Origin of the sequence: Cellulosimicrobium funkei (assembly GCF_900155925.1) — a bacterium.
Lineage (GTDB): Bacteria > Actinomycetota > Actinomycetes > Actinomycetales > Cellulomonadaceae > Cellulosimicrobium > Cellulosimicrobium funkei.
In genome coordinates, this window is sequence record NZ_FTMI01000001.1 from 944,858 (window position 1) to 958,674 (window position 13,817).

Below are 13,817 nucleotides of genomic sequence, written 5' to 3' on the forward strand. Positions count from 1 at the left end.
CGGTACCTCACGCCATGTCGTTCTGGTTCGCCCGGGTGAGCCGGAACTGGACGATCGCGATCGCGGCGAGCACCACGAGCAGCGCGACCGACATGGCCGACGCGTACCCGAAGTCGTACCCGCGGCTGAAGGCGACCTCGTAGATGTAGTACTGGATGACGTTCGAGGCGTTCGCCGGGCCGCCCTGGGTCGCGACGGAGACGGTGTCGAACACCTGGAACGAGCCGATCATCGTGACGATGAGCACGAGGCCCAGGTACGGGCGCAGCAGCGGCATCGTGATCGACCGGAACATGCGCAGCTCGGACGCGCCGTCGACGCGGCCCGCCTCGTAGAGGTTCTCGGGGATCGTCTGGAGGCCCGCGAACAGCAGGAGCGCCGTGTAGCCGAGATGGCGCCACACGTTGACGAGGGCGATCGTCGGGATCACGAGCGACTGGTCGCCGAAGAACATGATGCGGTCGCCGCCGAGCGACTCGACCAGCTCGTTGACGAAGCCGAGCTGGTAGTCGAGCAGCATGAGGAAGAGCATCGCCGCGACGACGTTGGACACGAGGTACGGCGTGAGGATGATGCCGCGGACGACCAAGGACCGCGTGAGCCGGTGCATGAGCACCGCCACCACCACCGCGAGCACCGTCTGGAGGCCGATGTTGAGCAGCACGTACCAGACGGTCACCTTGAAGGCGTTCCAGAACACCGGGTCCGCGACCATCCGCTGGTAGTTCTCGAGCCCCACGAACCCGCCGGTGTTGAAGGCGGTCGAGTCGGTGAGGCTCAGCCAGATCCCCCGGAGCGCCGGCCACAGGAAGAACACGACGAACCCGATGCCGGCGGGCAGCACGAACAGCAGGGCCGCCGGCAGGTTCCGCAGCTCCTGCGACCGGCGTCGCGCCGCCGGAGGGGCGGTCGCCCGCCGTGGACCCGTCGCCTGCGTGGTCATCGCTCCACCTCCACGTGGATCAGCACCGCCTGGTCCGGGTCGAGCGCGGGGACGCTCAGCCCGACGGACCCGAGGGCCGCTCCGCTCAGCCGGAGCCCGCCCGCCCACCACGCGGGCGCCGACCGCGGGTCGTCGGCGCGGACCACCGACGGCCCGGACGGGCGGACGACGTAGGTCGCGTCGGGGTCGAGACCGGGGAGCTGCACGCGCCCCGCCGGCCACGTCACGTGGCGCTCGCGCAGCGTGAGCCCGTACAGCGCCTCCGTGCGGTCCGGGCTCACCGCGCCGTGCAGCCACAGGTCACCCCCCTCCAGCGACCGGCGCACGACGCGGCCCGTGTGCACGAGGTGGCGCACCTGCTTGTAGTGCTCGACCCAGTCGGCGAGCTCGCGCCGCTCCGCCTCGGTGGCCTCCGAGAGATCCCACTCGATCCCGAAGTGGCCGAAGAGCGCCGTCGCCGCGCGGAACGACAGGTCGAGCCGGCGCCCGGTCGTGTGCGCCCGGTCGGCCCCCACGTGGCTGCCGACCAGCTCGGGCGGGAGGAGCTGCGCCGTCCAGCGCTGGATCTGCTGCCGCTCGTGGGCGTCGATGCAGTCCGACGCCCAGACCCGGTCGGTCCGCTCGAGGATCCCGAGGTCGACGCGCGCTCCGCCGGACGAGCAGGACTCGATCTCGAGCCCCGGGCACCGTGCACGGACCTCGTCCAGGAGGCGGTACGTCGCGAGGGTCTGCTCGTGGACCCCCGCACGACCGGTGCGCGTCGAGCCCGCGTCGACGAGGTCGCGGTTGTGGTCCCACTTGATGAAGTCGACACCGTGCTCGCGGACGATCGCGACGATGCTCGACAGCACGTGCTCGTACGCGCCCGGGTGCGAGAGGTCGAGCACCTGCTGGTGCCGCGCCTCGACGGGGAGCCGTCCCTCCACCTGGAGGATCCACTCGGGGTGCCGCCTCGCGAGGTCGGAGTCGAGGTTCACCATCTCGGGCTCGAACCAGAGGCCGAACTCCATCCCGCGCCCCTTGACGTGCCGGACGAGGTCCGCGAAGCGCCCCTCTCCCCAGACGTCGTCGGACACGGTCCAGTCGCCGAGGCCCGTGGCGTCGTCCCGACGCCCGCCGAACCACCCGTCGTCGAGGACGAACCGTTCGGTCCCCACCTCGGCCGCGAGGTCGGCGAGCTCCTTGAGCCGGTCGAGGTCGTGGTCGAAGTACACGGCCTCCCACACGTTCATGACGACCGGTCGCGGGGTGCGCGGGTGCCCGGGACGTGCGCGGAGGTGGTCGTGGAAGCGGGCGGCGAGCGCGTCGAGACCGTCCGCGTGGCTCGCGTAGAGCCAGGGGCCCGTGTACGACTCCTCCGGCGCGAGCTCGACCTCGCCGGGGAGCAGCAGCTCGCCCCCGAGGAGGAGCCGACGCCCGTCGAAGGTCCGCTCTGCGGAGACGACGTGGTTGCCGCTGAACGCGACGTGGACTCCCCACGTCTCCCCGGCGTCGAACCCGAACCCGGGCTCGCCCGCGACGAGCACGGTCGCGGCGTCCGCGCCGGTCCGGCCGTGCCGGCCCTCGCGGACGTGGGAGCCGACGACGAAGGGGGACCGCTGCGGGACCCGCTCCTTGGCCCAGCGACCGGCGAGGTCGAGGAGCTCGTCCGCCGTCGTGGGGACGGGCAGGGCGAGCCGCAGGCCCTCGAGCGCGTAGGGCCGGGCGGCGACGTTGGTGACGCGGCCGCGGAGGCGGAGCAGCCCGGACGGCAGCATCTCCAGCTCCAGCCCGAGGCGCAGCCCCGCGTCCGCGTCGTGCGCCTCGACGACGACCGCGCCGCCGTCCCGACGCTGGTCGACGTCGATCCGGACCGGGCGGAACCGCGGCGACCAGCTCGCGCCCGCGCGGTGCCCCGCGAGCCCCGGCGTGCCCGTCCACCCGGTCCAGGACTCGGGCAGCAGGGAGACGCGGACGCCCTGGTCGACGCCGTTCGTCGCGAGGACGGGGCGGGTCGCGCGCTCGAGGGCCTCGAGGTCCTGCCGGCTCTCGCCGATGTCGGAGCCCCAGTGCAGGACCTCGGGCAGACCGTCCTCGGGGAGCAGCAGGACGACGGCGGCGCCCGCCGCCGCCAGACGCACCACCCGGGGCCAGACGGGGGTCCCGCCCGCGTCACGGACGTCCTCGGCCATCGTTGTGCTCACCACGTACGCGCACTCCCTCGTCGCCCCGCATCGGTGCGGGTCCTGCAAACGTTGGTCAGAAGTTAACGCACACATCCGGGGTTCTGCAAACGTCGGTCAGAATGGCGGCGAGCCATCGGCGTGGTCGCGACGCGAGAGAAGGCCTCCGGACGGGGGCAGACACGTCGGGCCGCGCGGTCGGGGACGGGTGCGCCAGACCGAGCGGCACGGGAGCACGTCAGGCGCGCGGGGTCTCAGGCGCGCGGGGTGTCACGCGCGCGACGTCGGGCGCTCCGGGGCGCGGGGTCAGGCGCGCGGCGGCGCGGCGCTCTCCCGGACGACGAGCGTGGGCCGGGTCGCGCTGTCCTCCGGCGGCTCGCCCGTCTCGACCCAGCGCGCCAGCATCCCGAAGGTGCGCCGTCCGAGGTCGACGAAGTCCTGGGCGACCGTCGTCAGCGGCGGGCTCCACATGCGCGCGAACGGCTGGTCGTCGAACCCGACCACGCTGACGTCCTCCGGGACGCGACGCCCGCGCTCGGCCAGCGCCCGCATGACGCCGATCGCCAGCTCGTCGTTGCCGCACAGGACCGCGGTGACGTCGGGGTCGTCGGCCAGCCGCAGCCCCGCCTCGTAGCCGGAGTCGGGGTCGTAGCTCGCCTGGACCACGTCCGGCCGCTCGACCCCGGCCGCCTCGAGCGCGCGGCGCCACCCCCAGCTGCGCCCGCTGCGCGGCCGCGTCGCGGGGATCGCGACGTGGTGGACGGTGCGGTGCCCCAGGCCCAGGAGGTAGCGCGTCGCCTCCTCGCCGCCCGCCTGGTCGTCGAGGAACGCATGCGGTCGCGGCCCCTGCCGGCGTCGCGCACCCGCGGCCGCCACGACGGGCAGCGCCTCCGGCAGCGCCTCGAGCGTGCGCACGCCGAGCGAGTCGAACTCGACCACGATCGCCCCGGCGAGCGACTGCGACAGGACGAGGTCGACCGCGCGGCCCAGGTCGCGGGGGGCCTCCGACTCCACGACGGCGATCGAGACGACGTAGCCCGCGGCGCGTGCCGCCTCCTCGATCCCCTGGAGCGTGGCGGCGTAGCCGTAGCGCAGCGTGTTGCGCGCGAGCACCGCGACCGTCGACCTCCGCCCGCTGACGAGCGTCTGCGCAGCGGCGTTGGGGCGGTAGCCGAGCTGGGAGACGGCGGCCTGCACCTTGTCCCGCAGCCTCGGGCTCACCGGGGTGCGTCCGGTGAGGACGCGCGACACCGTCGAGACGCTCACCCCGGCGAGCTCAGCCACGTCGGAGAGCACGGGCGGCTGGTGTCTGGGAGTCGTCACCCCGGAAGGCTACGCCGAATCTCGACCTACGTTTGCACGAAGGGACACCGCCACGGCGCACGCGCTCCCCCCTACGCTGGCGCGCATGGACCTCGCGCGCTCGATCCCGCTGTTCGTGCTCGCCGCGCTGCTCGAGATCGGCGGGGCGTGGCTCGTGTGGCAGGGGCTCCGCGAGCACCGGGGCTGGCTGTGGATCGGGGCGGGCGTCGTCGTGCTCGGGCTCTACGGCGTCGTCGCGACGCTCCAGCCGGACGCGAGCTTCGGGCGCATCCTCGCCGCGTACGGCGGGGTGTTCGTCGCCGGCTCGCTCGCGTGGGGCATGGTCGTGGACGGCTTCCGCCCGGACCGCTGGGACGTGACCGGTGCGCTGCTGTGCCTCACCGGCGTCGCCGTCATCATGTACGCCCCACGCCCCGAGTGACCGAGGCCCCCCGCCCACGCCCTGCCCATCCCCCGCCGTGCACGACGTTGCCGTCGCTATCCGGCGGAGGACGACAGCAACGTCGTGCTCGACGAGGCGCTCCCGGCGACGCGGTCCTCCGGGCGCTGGGCGAACGGGCGGATGCGGTCGAGGTAGTCGGCGATCGCCTCGCGGTTCTTCTCGAGGATGCGGATGCGGTCCTCCAGGCGCGCGAGCTCGGTCTCGAGGAGCGCGATCTTGTCCGGGTAGGCGTTGTGCAGGTGGATCTCCGGCGCGTTGCCGAGGCACGGCAGGAACTCCTTGATGATCTTCGTCGTGAACCCCACCTCGAGGAGCCCGCGGATCTGGAGCACGCGGTCGACGAGGTGCTCGCCGTACTCGCGGTAGCCGTTCTCGGCCCGCTCGGGCGTGAACAGGCCCTGCTCCTCGTAGTACCGCAGGAGTCGCGTCGGGGTCCCGGTGCGCCGGGACAGCTCGCCGATCCGCACGTGATCCTCCTCACCAGGTCGTGTCGCTTGACCTTCACATCAATGTCAGACATCGATGCTAACCCCATGTCCACGACGAGCACACCCACCACCGGTCCCACGGCCGCCGCCGTCCCGGGCCCCGTCTCAGCCGACGCCCCGGCAACCCCGGCGAACCCGGTGACCCCCAGCCCCGGCCGCCTGCCCGTCGCCGCGCTCCTCGCGCTCGCGGCGTCGGGGTTCCTCACGCTCCTCACCGAGATCCTCCCCGCGGGCGTGCTGCCCGCCATGGCCGCCGACCTCGGCGTCGGGGCGGGCGCGGCCGGGCAGACCGTCACCGCGTTCGCCGTCGGGGCGATCGTCGCCGCGATCCCGCTCACGCGCGCCACGGCGCGATGGGACCGCCGCACGCTGCTCCTCGTGGCGGTCGCGGGGTTCGTCGTCGCGAACACCGTCACCGCGGTGTCGTCGTCGTTCGCGCTGACGCTCGTCGCGCGCTTCGCCGCGGGGCTCGTCGCCGGGCTGACGTGGGCGCTCCTGCCCGGGTACGTGCGCCGGATCGTGCCGGCGGACCGCGTCGGCCGCGCGATGACGATCGCCATGGCCGGGGGTCCGCTCGCCCTGACGCTCGGCGTCCCCGCCGGGGCCGTGCTGGGCGCCGCCGTCGGGTGGCGCTGGACGTTCGGCGTCCTCTCCGTCGTCGGGGTCGCGCTGCTCGCCTGGATCCGGCTCGGCGTCCCCGGCGCCGCGGGCACCCCGCGCGGCGCGCAGCTCGCGATCCGCGCCGTCCTCCCCCGCCCCGGCCTGCGGCCGGTGCTGCTCGTCGCCGGGCTCAACGTGCTCGCCAACACGTCCCTGTACACGTACGTCGCGGTCCACCTCGCGCACCTCGGCCAGGGCTCGCGCACCAGTGCGCTGCTCCTCGTCCTCGGCGCCGCGTCCGCAGGGGCGCTCGTGCTCGTCGGGGCGCTCATCGACCACCGTCTGCGCGCCCTCACCCTCGGGTCGGTCGTCGTCTTCGGCCTCGCGATGCTCGTGCTCGGCCTCGCCCCGACGTCGACCGTCGTCGTCGTGCTCGCCGTCGCCGCCTGGGGTGCGGCGTTCGGCGGCGCCGGGACGCTCTACACGACCGCCGCCGCCCGGGCCGCGGGCGACGGCGCCGACGTCGCGCAGTCCGCGCTCGTCACCGTGTGGAACACGTCCGTCGCGCTCGGCGGTGCCGTCGGCGGCGCGGCGCTCGCCGTCGCGGGACCGGGCGGCCTCCCGTGGGTCTCTCTCGCGCTCATGGTCCCGGTGGTCGCGACGGTCGCCCTGGGTCGGCGGCACTCCTTCCGCTGAGACGGCCGCCGAGCACGAGGTCGCTCCGGGTCGAGCACGAGGTTCCCGGCGTTCTCGCCACGAGAACGCCGGGAACGTCGTGCTCGGCGGGAGGGTGTGGTCACCGGGGGCGCGCTGTGCCAGGATGCGCGCGTGGCCATCGACGCCCCGACCGGCAGGGGGCCGACGAACGCCGTCGGAGCCGGAGACCTCGACGACACGCTGCCGGAGCTCGAACCCGCGCACGGCCCCTACGCGAGCTGGTCGCGCCGGGTCGTCGCGTCGCTGCTCGACACCGCGATCGCCGCGACGGTGCTGTTCCTCGCCGTCGGGCCGGCCTACGAGGTCGCCTGGATCCCGACGATCACCGTCGGCGTGAGCACGGAGGCACCGGTGCCCGGCGGGGCGTGGTGGGCCGTCGGCACCACGGCCGCGCTCCTCGCCCTCCAGGCCTGGACCGGCGCGACGCCCGGCAAGCGGACGGTGGGGATCGTCGTCGTGCACGACGCCACGGGTCGCCCCGCGGGCCTCGTGCGCACGGTCCTGCGGAGCGTGGCGCACGTCCTCGACGCGCTGCTCTACATCGGCTTCCTCCGCCCGCTGTGGAACGCGCAGCGCCGCACGTTCGCCGACTCGCTGTGCAGCACCGTCGTGCTCCGGCGCGTGCGTCCGCCCGTCCCGTTCCTCGGCCCGGGCACCGGCCTCGGCGGCCCGACGCCGTCGCGCGTCGTGACCGGCGCGGCGACGGTCCTCGCGGCGGGCAGCGCCCTCTTCATGCTCGGCCCCGCCACGTTCACCACCGGCGACCCGGAGATGCAGTCGTGCACGCCCGAGGTCGCGGCCGGGTCTCCACTGACGGTCAGCGACATCGACGTGTCCGGCTGGTCGGAGGCGGGCACCGTGACCCGCTGGGGCGTCACCCGCACGGACCCGCTCCCCGCGTGGGCCGGCGAGGAGGCGGGCCTCGAGGCGGCGTTCACCGTCGATGTCGCCCCGGGGGTGACGCTCGACGGGCCGCTGGACGGCGCGCTCGTCGTGCACCTCACGACGTGGCAGGGCGACGAGCTGGGCGAGTTCCGGTCGTCCTTCCGCGTCGAGCAGACGCCGGACGGCGGGCCGGGGTGGGAGTCGGTCGAGCCCACGTCGCCGGGCTCCGGCCTCGACGCGGTCCACGTGCCGGCGGGGACGGTCGACCTCCTGCCGGCGGCCTGGCGCTGGGAGGCCTCGGTGGTGGTCGACGGCGAAGAGGGACCGCAGACGATCGCGACGTGCGGAGCCCGGGCCCCCTCCTGACCTGACCGGCTGCCGTCGAGCACGGGGTCGGCGACCGGGATCGGGCTCGGGCGGTCGCGAACCCCGTGCTCGACGGCCGGGTGGGACCGCAACATCGCCGAAACGTCCAGGTCGACCGGGGGAAACGTCGCGGTCGCACGATGAGGGGGCGCCGGGCGGCGAGCCCGGCGCACCAGCATCGTCCCGACCCTCCGCCGCCCCGCGCGACGGAGTCCCCGAGGAGGCTCCCGTGCCGGACAACCGCCCGCTCTTCTCCGCACCGTCCGCCCCGACGTCGGCCGGCCCGACGACGGCGCACCGCGCGGCCGACCACGGCGCCGCGCCCGACCTCAACGTCCACGGCGAGCCGCGCCGTCGGGCGAACCCCGGTGACGAGCTCACGGTCGACCCGACCGACCGCCGCCGGCGCGCCCGCGCGGCGCTGCTCGACCTGCGCCGTGACGTCATCCGGAGGAGCTCGACCGGCTGGTGACGAACGGCCGCGCGCGTGGGCGGCGCCGCGTAGGTTGGTCCCCATGCGGATCGGAGCCCACCTCGACCAGTCGGACGTCATCGCGCAGGCAGCGAGCATCGGCGCGGACGTCGCCCAGATCTTCCTCGGCGACCCCCAGTCGTGGAAGGGTCCGGAGTTCACGTTCCCGGGCGGCGCGGAGGCCCTGAAGGACGCCGCCACGGCGGCGGACCTCGAGCTCGTCGTGCACGCGCCGTACGTCATCAACGTCGCGAGCCCCAACAACCGCATCCGCATCCCGAGCCGCAAGCTGCTCCAGCAGATCGTGGACGGCGCGGCGGCGGTCGGCGCGACGGGCGTCGTGGTCCACGGCGGGCACGTCACCGCGAAGGAGGACCCGGCGAAGGGCTTCGACAACTGGCGCAAGGCGATCGACGCCCTCCAGACGGACGTCACCGTCTACATCGAGAACACCGCCGGCGGCGACTTCTCGATGGCCCGCCGCCTCGACCGCATCGAGGGCCTGTGGGCGGCCGTGCAGCAGGCCGACGGCGCCGAGAACGTCGGGTTCTGCCTCGACACGTGCCACGCCTGGGCGGGCGGCATCGACCTCACGACGGCGGTCGACCACGTGCGCGCGATCACCGGCCGCGTCGACCTCGTGCACCTCAACAACAGCCGCGACACCGCGGGCTCCGGCGCCGACCGCCACGCAGGCCTCACGGCCGGGACGATCGACCCGGAGCTCCTGCTCGGGGTCGTGCGCGCCGCGGGCACGTCGGTCGTCTGCGAGACGCACGCCGACGTCCCGGCCGACGTCGCGTGGCTGCGCGAGCAGGTCGGCTGAGCCGTGGGAGACCCGCGCCCGCTGCGGCTCCGCAACGTCACCGTCGACGCGCGCGACCCGCGCGCGCTCGCGGAGTTCTACCGGCGCCTGACCGGCTGGGCGTACACGCCGGGACACGAGGTCGCCGACCCGGCGGGCGACGACTGGCTCTCGCTCCAGGTCCCGGGCGGCGCGTCGCGCCTCGCGTTCCAGCGGTCCGACGCCGAGGTACGACCCTGGCCCGGCGGGGCGCGCGTGCACGTCGACCTCGACGTCCCCGACCTCGACGCGGCGCACGAGCACGCGCTCGCCTGCGGCGCGCGCCCGCTCACGGGCACACCGGAGGACGAGGGCCACCCCGACGACCTGTTCCGCGTCTACGCGGACCCGGAGGGCCACCCGTTCTGCCTGAGCTCGCCGCCGCTCGACCACCCCTGAGCGGCCGGTGCAGGGCCGCCCGGCGCGAGGCCGGTCCCCGCTGGACCAGCCGCGCGCGACCGGCCGGCGCACCGGTCAGTAGCCCGACCCGGCGGCGGGGGCCGCGTCCATGATCTCGGTCCCGTCGGGTGCCACGACGTGCCAGACGCCGTTCACCCCCTGGCCGGTGACGTCGCCGGGGCCGGTGTCCGCCGCGTACGTGTAGACCGGTCGGCCGTCGACGGTGACCTGGAGCTCGCCGTCGACCCCGGTGATGGTGCCGACCTCGCCCGTCACGCCGTCGACCTCGGGGTCCGCGCTCGCCGCGTGGACGGCGGGCCACGCGGCGGCGCACTCGCCCTCGCACGCGCTCGTGCCCGAGCCCTTCGTGTCCTTGTCGTAGTAGTAGACGGTCATGCCCTGGCCGTCGACCACGACGGTCCCGAGCGAGGAGTCCGCCGTGCCGAGCGCGACGTCCGACGAGCCGTCGCCCGCCGAGCCGTCGGAGGTCGAGCCCGACGGGCTGGAGCCACCGCCCCCGTACAGTCCGCCTCCCCCGCCGGAGCACCCGGCGAGGGTGGCGGCGAGCAGGGCGGTGACGGCCCAGGTGGTGGCGGCCGGGACACCGGTGGTCAGGGTGCGTCGCATGTCGACTCCTCGGAAGGACGGTCGGGGTCGCGAGCACGGCCCCTACTCTCACGACGGCGCGGCGCGCCGCGAGGTTCACCGGCCCGCCCGCGCGTCGGCCCGCACGCCGCACGCCCGTCCGGCGGCCCGTCCAACCGTCGGGCCACCGCCCAGCCGCGCACCGTCGAGGGGCCGGGGTGAACCGATCGGGCCGCTGCCTCGTCTCCCAGGTGACGGAGTCGCAGAGGATGATCGGAAGGGGCAGACGTGCGCAGGAGGACGAAGGTGCTCGTGGGGGTCGGGGTCGGTGTCGTGGTGCTCGGCGGTGCGGCCGTCGCGTTCGGCCCGGGCCTGTACGCGGACTGGTCCAACCGCGCGGCGGCCGAGGAGCCGACGCTCGACGCGCCGTCGGGCGACGGCGCCGCGCTCGACCCGGCGGACCTGGCCGGTGCATGGACGGTCGGGGACGGCTCGTACGCGGGGTACCGCGTGCACGAGGTGCTGCAGGGCGAGGACGTCACGGTGACCGGCCGGACCGAGGAGGTCACGGGGTCGTTCACCGTCGCGGACGGCGCGCTCACCGCGGCGACGATCGAGGTCGACATGGCGAGCGTCGCGACCGACGAGCCGCCGCGCGACGCGTACTTCCGGGGCGACGCGCTCGAGGTCGGGACGTACCCGACCGCGACGTTCGAGCTGACGAGTCCCGTGGACCTGCCGACCGGGTCGGGCGACGTCGAGCTCGCGGGCGACCTGACGATCCACGGCGTGACGCAGGCCGTCACGGTCGAGGCGCAGGTCGGCCCGACCACCGACGGCGTCCAGGTCGTCGGGAGCGTGCCGATCACGTTCTCCGACTTCGACGTGGAGGCACCGAGCCTCGGGTTCGTCACGGTCGACGACGCGGGCAGCGTCGAGTTCGGCCTCGACCTCGTGCGGTCGGCCGGGTCGTGACCGACGGGGAGGTGCCGCGCGTGCGCGCCGACGCCGACGACCTGCTGCGGGCGGTTCACGCCGCGCACGGGCCGGCGCTGGAGCGCTACGTCGCGCGCCTCACCGACGACCCGGCGCAGGCGCAGGACGTGGTGCAGGAGACGTTGCTGCGCGCGTGGCGCCACCCCGAGGTGCTGGAGCGGCCGGAGGGGTCGGTGCGCGCGTGGCTCTTCACGGTGGCGCGCAACCTCGTCGTCGACGAGCTACGCAGCGCGCACCACCGCCGCGAGCTCGCGAGCGCCGACGTGCCCGACCGCGGCGAGGCGGACGCGACCCAGGCCGTGCTCGACGCGTGGCTCGTCGCGGACGCGCTGGTCTCGCTCTCGCCCGAGCACCGGGCGGTCGTCGTCGACGCGTACTACCACGGGCGCTCCGTGGCCGAGATGGCGTCGGCGCACGGCGTCCCGCCCGGGACGGTGAAGTCCCGCATGCACTACGCGCTCCGCGCGCTGAGGCTCGCGCTGCAGGAGAAGGGAGTCTCGTCATGACCGCCACCCCGGACCCCTACCGCGAGTGGGACGCCGCCTACGTGCTGGGCGCGCTCAGCCCGCGCGACCGGCGCGCGTTCGAGCAGCACCTCGCGACGTGCGCGGCGTGCCGCGAGGCCGTCGCGGAGCTCGCGGGCATGCCGGGCATCCTCGGCATGCTCACGGCCGAGCACGCGGACGCGCTCGTCGACGACTCCCGCACCGCCGTCCCGGCCGAGGAGTCCGGCGGGGCGGGGGGCGCCGTCGTGCCGCTCGCGGTGGTAGCCGCGAGCGCCCGGCGCCGCCGCACCCGGCGGCGGTCGCTCCTGTCCGTGGCGGCGGTGGGCCTGGTCGTCGCGGGCGCCGCGGGCGGCGCGGCGGTGACGCGGCCCGACGACGTCCCGCCCCCCGCCACGACCGGTACGACCGGCACGACCCAGGTCGCGCTCGAGCCGGTCGGGGGTGCGGACGTGCGCGCCGAGCTCACGCTCACCCCGGCCTCGTGGGGCACGCGCCTCGACTGGTCGTGCTCGTACCCGGCCGGGGTCTGGGAGGACGGCGCGACGTACGAGCTCGTGCTCGTGGACGACGACGGCACGCGCTCGGTCGTGGCGACGTGGTCCTCGACGGAGGCGGGGAGCTCGTCGGGCCTGGGCGCGTCGTCGGCGGTGCCGGTGGACGGGATCGCCCGGCTCGAGCTCGGGGTCGTGGGGGTGGACGGCGCGCTCGCGGCCGCCGACGTCTGACCGCGTCCGCGCCGCGAGGGCGGCGCGAACCTCAGGAATTCCTCTGATTGAACTCTCAATCAGATTTCCGGAACGCTGAGCCAGACCTCGCCGACCGCTGCGCCACCCCCGGGGGAACGCTGAGGCGACCGCCCGAGGCTCCTTGTCGACAGCACTCGTCGACTGGAGCCTCCGGTGAACACCACTGCCCCGCACACCCCCCGCCACCGCGCCGAGGCGGCCGCCCGTCCCGCGGACGGGCCCGCCGTGCGCGTCGTCGTCGTCATCCCCGCCCACGACGAGGAGCAGGCGCTCCCCGCCACCGTCGCCTCGCTCGCGGCCCAGACGCGCCGCCCCGACCGGGTGCTCGTCGTCTCGGACAACAGCACGGACGCGACCGTCGCGGTCGCCCGCGCCGCCGGCGCGGACGTCATGGAGACCGTGGGCAACACGGCCCGCAAGGCGGGGGCGCTCAACCAGGCGATCGCGACCACGACGGAGGACGTCGTCATGGTCCTCGACGCGGACACGACGATCGCCCCCACGTTCGTCGAGGAAGGGCTCGCCGTCCTCGCCTCGGCGCCCGAGGTCGCCGCGGTCGGCGGCGTGTTCCGCGGTCGGCCGCCGCAGGGCTACCTGCAGCACTGCCAGGCCAACGAGTACACGCGCTACGGCGTGCAGGTGGACCTCACCGGCCGCACGGCCGTGCTCACCGGGACCGCCGCGCTCGTGCGCCGCACCGCGCTCCAGGAGGTGGCCGACGCCCGCGGCTCGGTCCTGCCCGGCGAGCGCGGCGACGTGTACGACCGGCACGCGATCACCGAGGACTCCGAGCTCACGCTCGCGCTGCGCACGCTCGGCCACGAGCTGCGCTCCCCCGTCACCATGAGCTGCACGACCGAGCTCATGCCGACGGCCGGCGACCTCCACCGGCAGCGCGTCCGCTGGTACAAGGGGATGCTCGACAACCTCGCCGAGTACGGCCTCACGCGCACCACGTGGCGCTACGTCGGCCAGCAGGTGATGCTCGCCGTCGGCACGCTCATGATGGCGGCCTACCTGCTCCTCACGGCCGTCACCCTCGTGACGGGGACCTTCACGCTGTCCCCGCTGTGGGCGGCCGTCGGGCTCGTGTTCGCCGCGGAGCGCCTCGTCACCGTCTGGGGCGCCGGGCGGCGCGCGCGGCTGCTGGCCGCGCTCGTGCTGCCGGAGCTCCTCTACGACCTCGCCCTGCAGCGCGCGTTCCTGCACGCCGCAGCGCTGTTCGTCACGCGGCGCCAGACGACGTGGAACCACGTCGCCGCCACCGCCTGACCCTCACCCCCCCCGCCGACCCGCCCCGCCGCGCACGCGACCGGGACGTCCTCGGCATGCCCTCACCCGTC

The 13,817-nt window shown here is 75.0% G+C and carries 15 protein-coding genes; 10 read left to right on the forward strand and 5 right to left on the reverse strand.

Features of this window, described 5'->3' with window-relative positions:
- Positions 1-7: 7 nt before the first annotated feature.
- The 3 genes from BXA05_RS04110 to BXA05_RS04120 form a co-directional block, all read right to left on the reverse strand.
- Positions 8-943: a carbohydrate ABC transporter permease gene (locus BXA05_RS04110; protein WP_076403986.1), complete on the reverse strand. Its 936-nt coding sequence runs from the start codon at positions 941-943 to the stop codon at positions 8-10.
- Positions 940-3,114: an alpha-galactosidase gene (locus BXA05_RS04115; protein ID WP_076403987.1), complete on the reverse strand. Its 2,175-nt coding sequence runs from the start codon at positions 3,112-3,114 to the stop codon at positions 940-942. The genes BXA05_RS04110 and BXA05_RS04115 overlap by 4 nt, the downstream gene beginning before the upstream one ends.
- 297 nt (positions 3,115-3,411) lie before the next feature.
- Positions 3,412-4,428, reverse strand: a complete 1,017-nt coding sequence (locus BXA05_RS04120; protein WP_076403988.1) for a LacI family DNA-binding transcriptional regulator — start codon at positions 4,426-4,428, stop codon at positions 3,412-3,414.
- 85 nt (positions 4,429-4,513) lie between these two features.
- Here BXA05_RS04120 and BXA05_RS04125 point away from each other — a divergent pair, with 85 nt between their 5' ends.
- Positions 4,514-4,849 (forward strand): YnfA family protein, encoded by a 336-nt coding sequence (locus BXA05_RS04125; protein ID WP_076403989.1) that lies wholly within the window; start codon positions 4,514-4,516, stop codon positions 4,847-4,849.
- 56 nt (positions 4,850-4,905) lie between these two features.
- On the opposite strand, the gene BXA05_RS04130 is transcribed toward BXA05_RS04125, so the two are convergent.
- Positions 4,906-5,337, reverse strand: coding sequence for a MerR family transcriptional regulator (locus BXA05_RS04130; protein ID WP_021483088.1), 432 nt, complete (start codon positions 5,335-5,337; stop codon positions 4,906-4,908).
- A 66-nt stretch (positions 5,338-5,403) separates the two neighbouring features.
- Here BXA05_RS04130 and BXA05_RS04135 point away from each other — a divergent pair, with 66 nt between their 5' ends.
- The 5 genes from BXA05_RS04135 (at position 5,404) to BXA05_RS04155 (ending at position 9,641) form a co-directional block, all read left to right on the forward strand.
- Positions 5,404-6,654, forward strand: coding sequence for an MFS transporter (locus tag BXA05_RS04135; protein WP_083711373.1), 1,251 nt, complete (start codon positions 5,404-5,406; stop codon positions 6,652-6,654).
- 132 nt (positions 6,655-6,786) lie between these two features.
- Complete coding sequence (locus tag BXA05_RS04140) at positions 6,787-7,926, forward strand: RDD family protein (RefSeq protein WP_170963128.1); 1,140 nt, start codon at positions 6,787-6,789, stop codon at positions 7,924-7,926.
- A gap of 229 nt (positions 7,927-8,155) precedes the next feature.
- Complete coding sequence (locus BXA05_RS04145) at positions 8,156-8,398, forward strand: hypothetical protein (RefSeq protein WP_076403992.1); 243 nt, start codon at positions 8,156-8,158, stop codon at positions 8,396-8,398.
- 43 nt (positions 8,399-8,441) lie between these two features.
- Positions 8,442-9,224 (forward strand): deoxyribonuclease IV, encoded by a 783-nt coding sequence (locus BXA05_RS04150; RefSeq protein ID WP_076403993.1) that lies wholly within the window; start codon positions 8,442-8,444, stop codon positions 9,222-9,224.
- Positions 9,225-9,227: 3 nt separating this feature from the next.
- Complete coding sequence (locus BXA05_RS04155) at positions 9,228-9,641, forward strand: VOC family protein (RefSeq protein ID WP_076403994.1); 414 nt, start codon at positions 9,228-9,230, stop codon at positions 9,639-9,641.
- Positions 9,642-9,716: 75 nt separating this feature from the next.
- Here BXA05_RS04155 and BXA05_RS04160 read toward each other — a convergent pair whose 3' ends face one another.
- Positions 9,717-10,268 (reverse strand): COG4315 family predicted lipoprotein, encoded by a 552-nt coding sequence (locus BXA05_RS04160; protein ID WP_076403995.1) that lies wholly within the window; start codon positions 10,266-10,268, stop codon positions 9,717-9,719.
- A gap of 246 nt (positions 10,269-10,514) precedes the next feature.
- Between BXA05_RS04160 and BXA05_RS20385 the strand changes: the two genes are divergently transcribed.
- From BXA05_RS20385 to BXA05_RS04180, 4 genes are all read left to right on the forward strand, one after another.
- Entirely contained in the window at positions 10,515-11,201 is a 687-nt protein-coding gene (locus BXA05_RS20385) for a YceI family protein (protein WP_076403996.1), read from the forward strand.
- Between the two features lie 20 nt (positions 11,202-11,221).
- On the forward strand, positions 11,222-11,728 hold the full coding sequence (locus BXA05_RS20390) for a sigma-70 family RNA polymerase sigma factor (protein WP_269467723.1): 507 nt from the start codon (positions 11,222-11,224) through the stop codon (positions 11,726-11,728).
- Positions 11,725-12,453 (forward strand): anti-sigma factor family protein, encoded by a 729-nt coding sequence (locus BXA05_RS04175; protein ID WP_076403997.1) that lies wholly within the window; start codon positions 11,725-11,727, stop codon positions 12,451-12,453. Before BXA05_RS20390 ends, BXA05_RS04175 begins: the two co-directional genes overlap by 4 nt.
- A 174-nt stretch (positions 12,454-12,627) precedes the next feature.
- Positions 12,628-13,746 (forward strand): glycosyltransferase family 2 protein, encoded by a 1,119-nt coding sequence (locus BXA05_RS04180; protein ID WP_076403998.1) that lies wholly within the window; start codon positions 12,628-12,630, stop codon positions 13,744-13,746.
- The last annotated feature ends 71 nt before the right edge of the window (positions 13,747-13,817 follow it).

Bases quoted from the DNA above. Each gene is read 5' to 3' on its own strand.
- BXA05_RS04110 (WP_076403986.1), bottom strand. From the start codon at position 943: ATGACCACGCAGGCGACGGGTCCACGGCGGGCGACCGCCCCTCCGGCG.
- BXA05_RS04115 (WP_076403987.1), bottom strand. From the start codon at position 3,114: ATGGCCGAGGACGTCCGTGACGCGGGCGGGACCCCCGTCTGGCCCCGG.
- BXA05_RS04125 (WP_076403989.1), top strand. From the start codon at position 4,514: ATGGACCTCGCGCGCTCGATCCCGCTGTTCGTGCTCGCCGCGCTGCTC.
- BXA05_RS04135 (WP_083711373.1), top strand. From the start codon at position 5,404: ATGTCCACGACGAGCACACCCACCACCGGTCCCACGGCCGCCGCCGTC.
- BXA05_RS04150 (WP_076403993.1), top strand. From the start codon at position 8,442: ATGCGGATCGGAGCCCACCTCGACCAGTCGGACGTCATCGCGCAGGCA.
- BXA05_RS04160 (WP_076403995.1), bottom strand. From the start codon at position 10,268: ATGCGACGCACCCTGACCACCGGTGTCCCGGCCGCCACCACCTGGGCC.
- BXA05_RS04175 (WP_076403997.1), top strand. From the start codon at position 11,725: ATGACCGCCACCCCGGACCCCTACCGCGAGTGGGACGCCGCCTACGTG.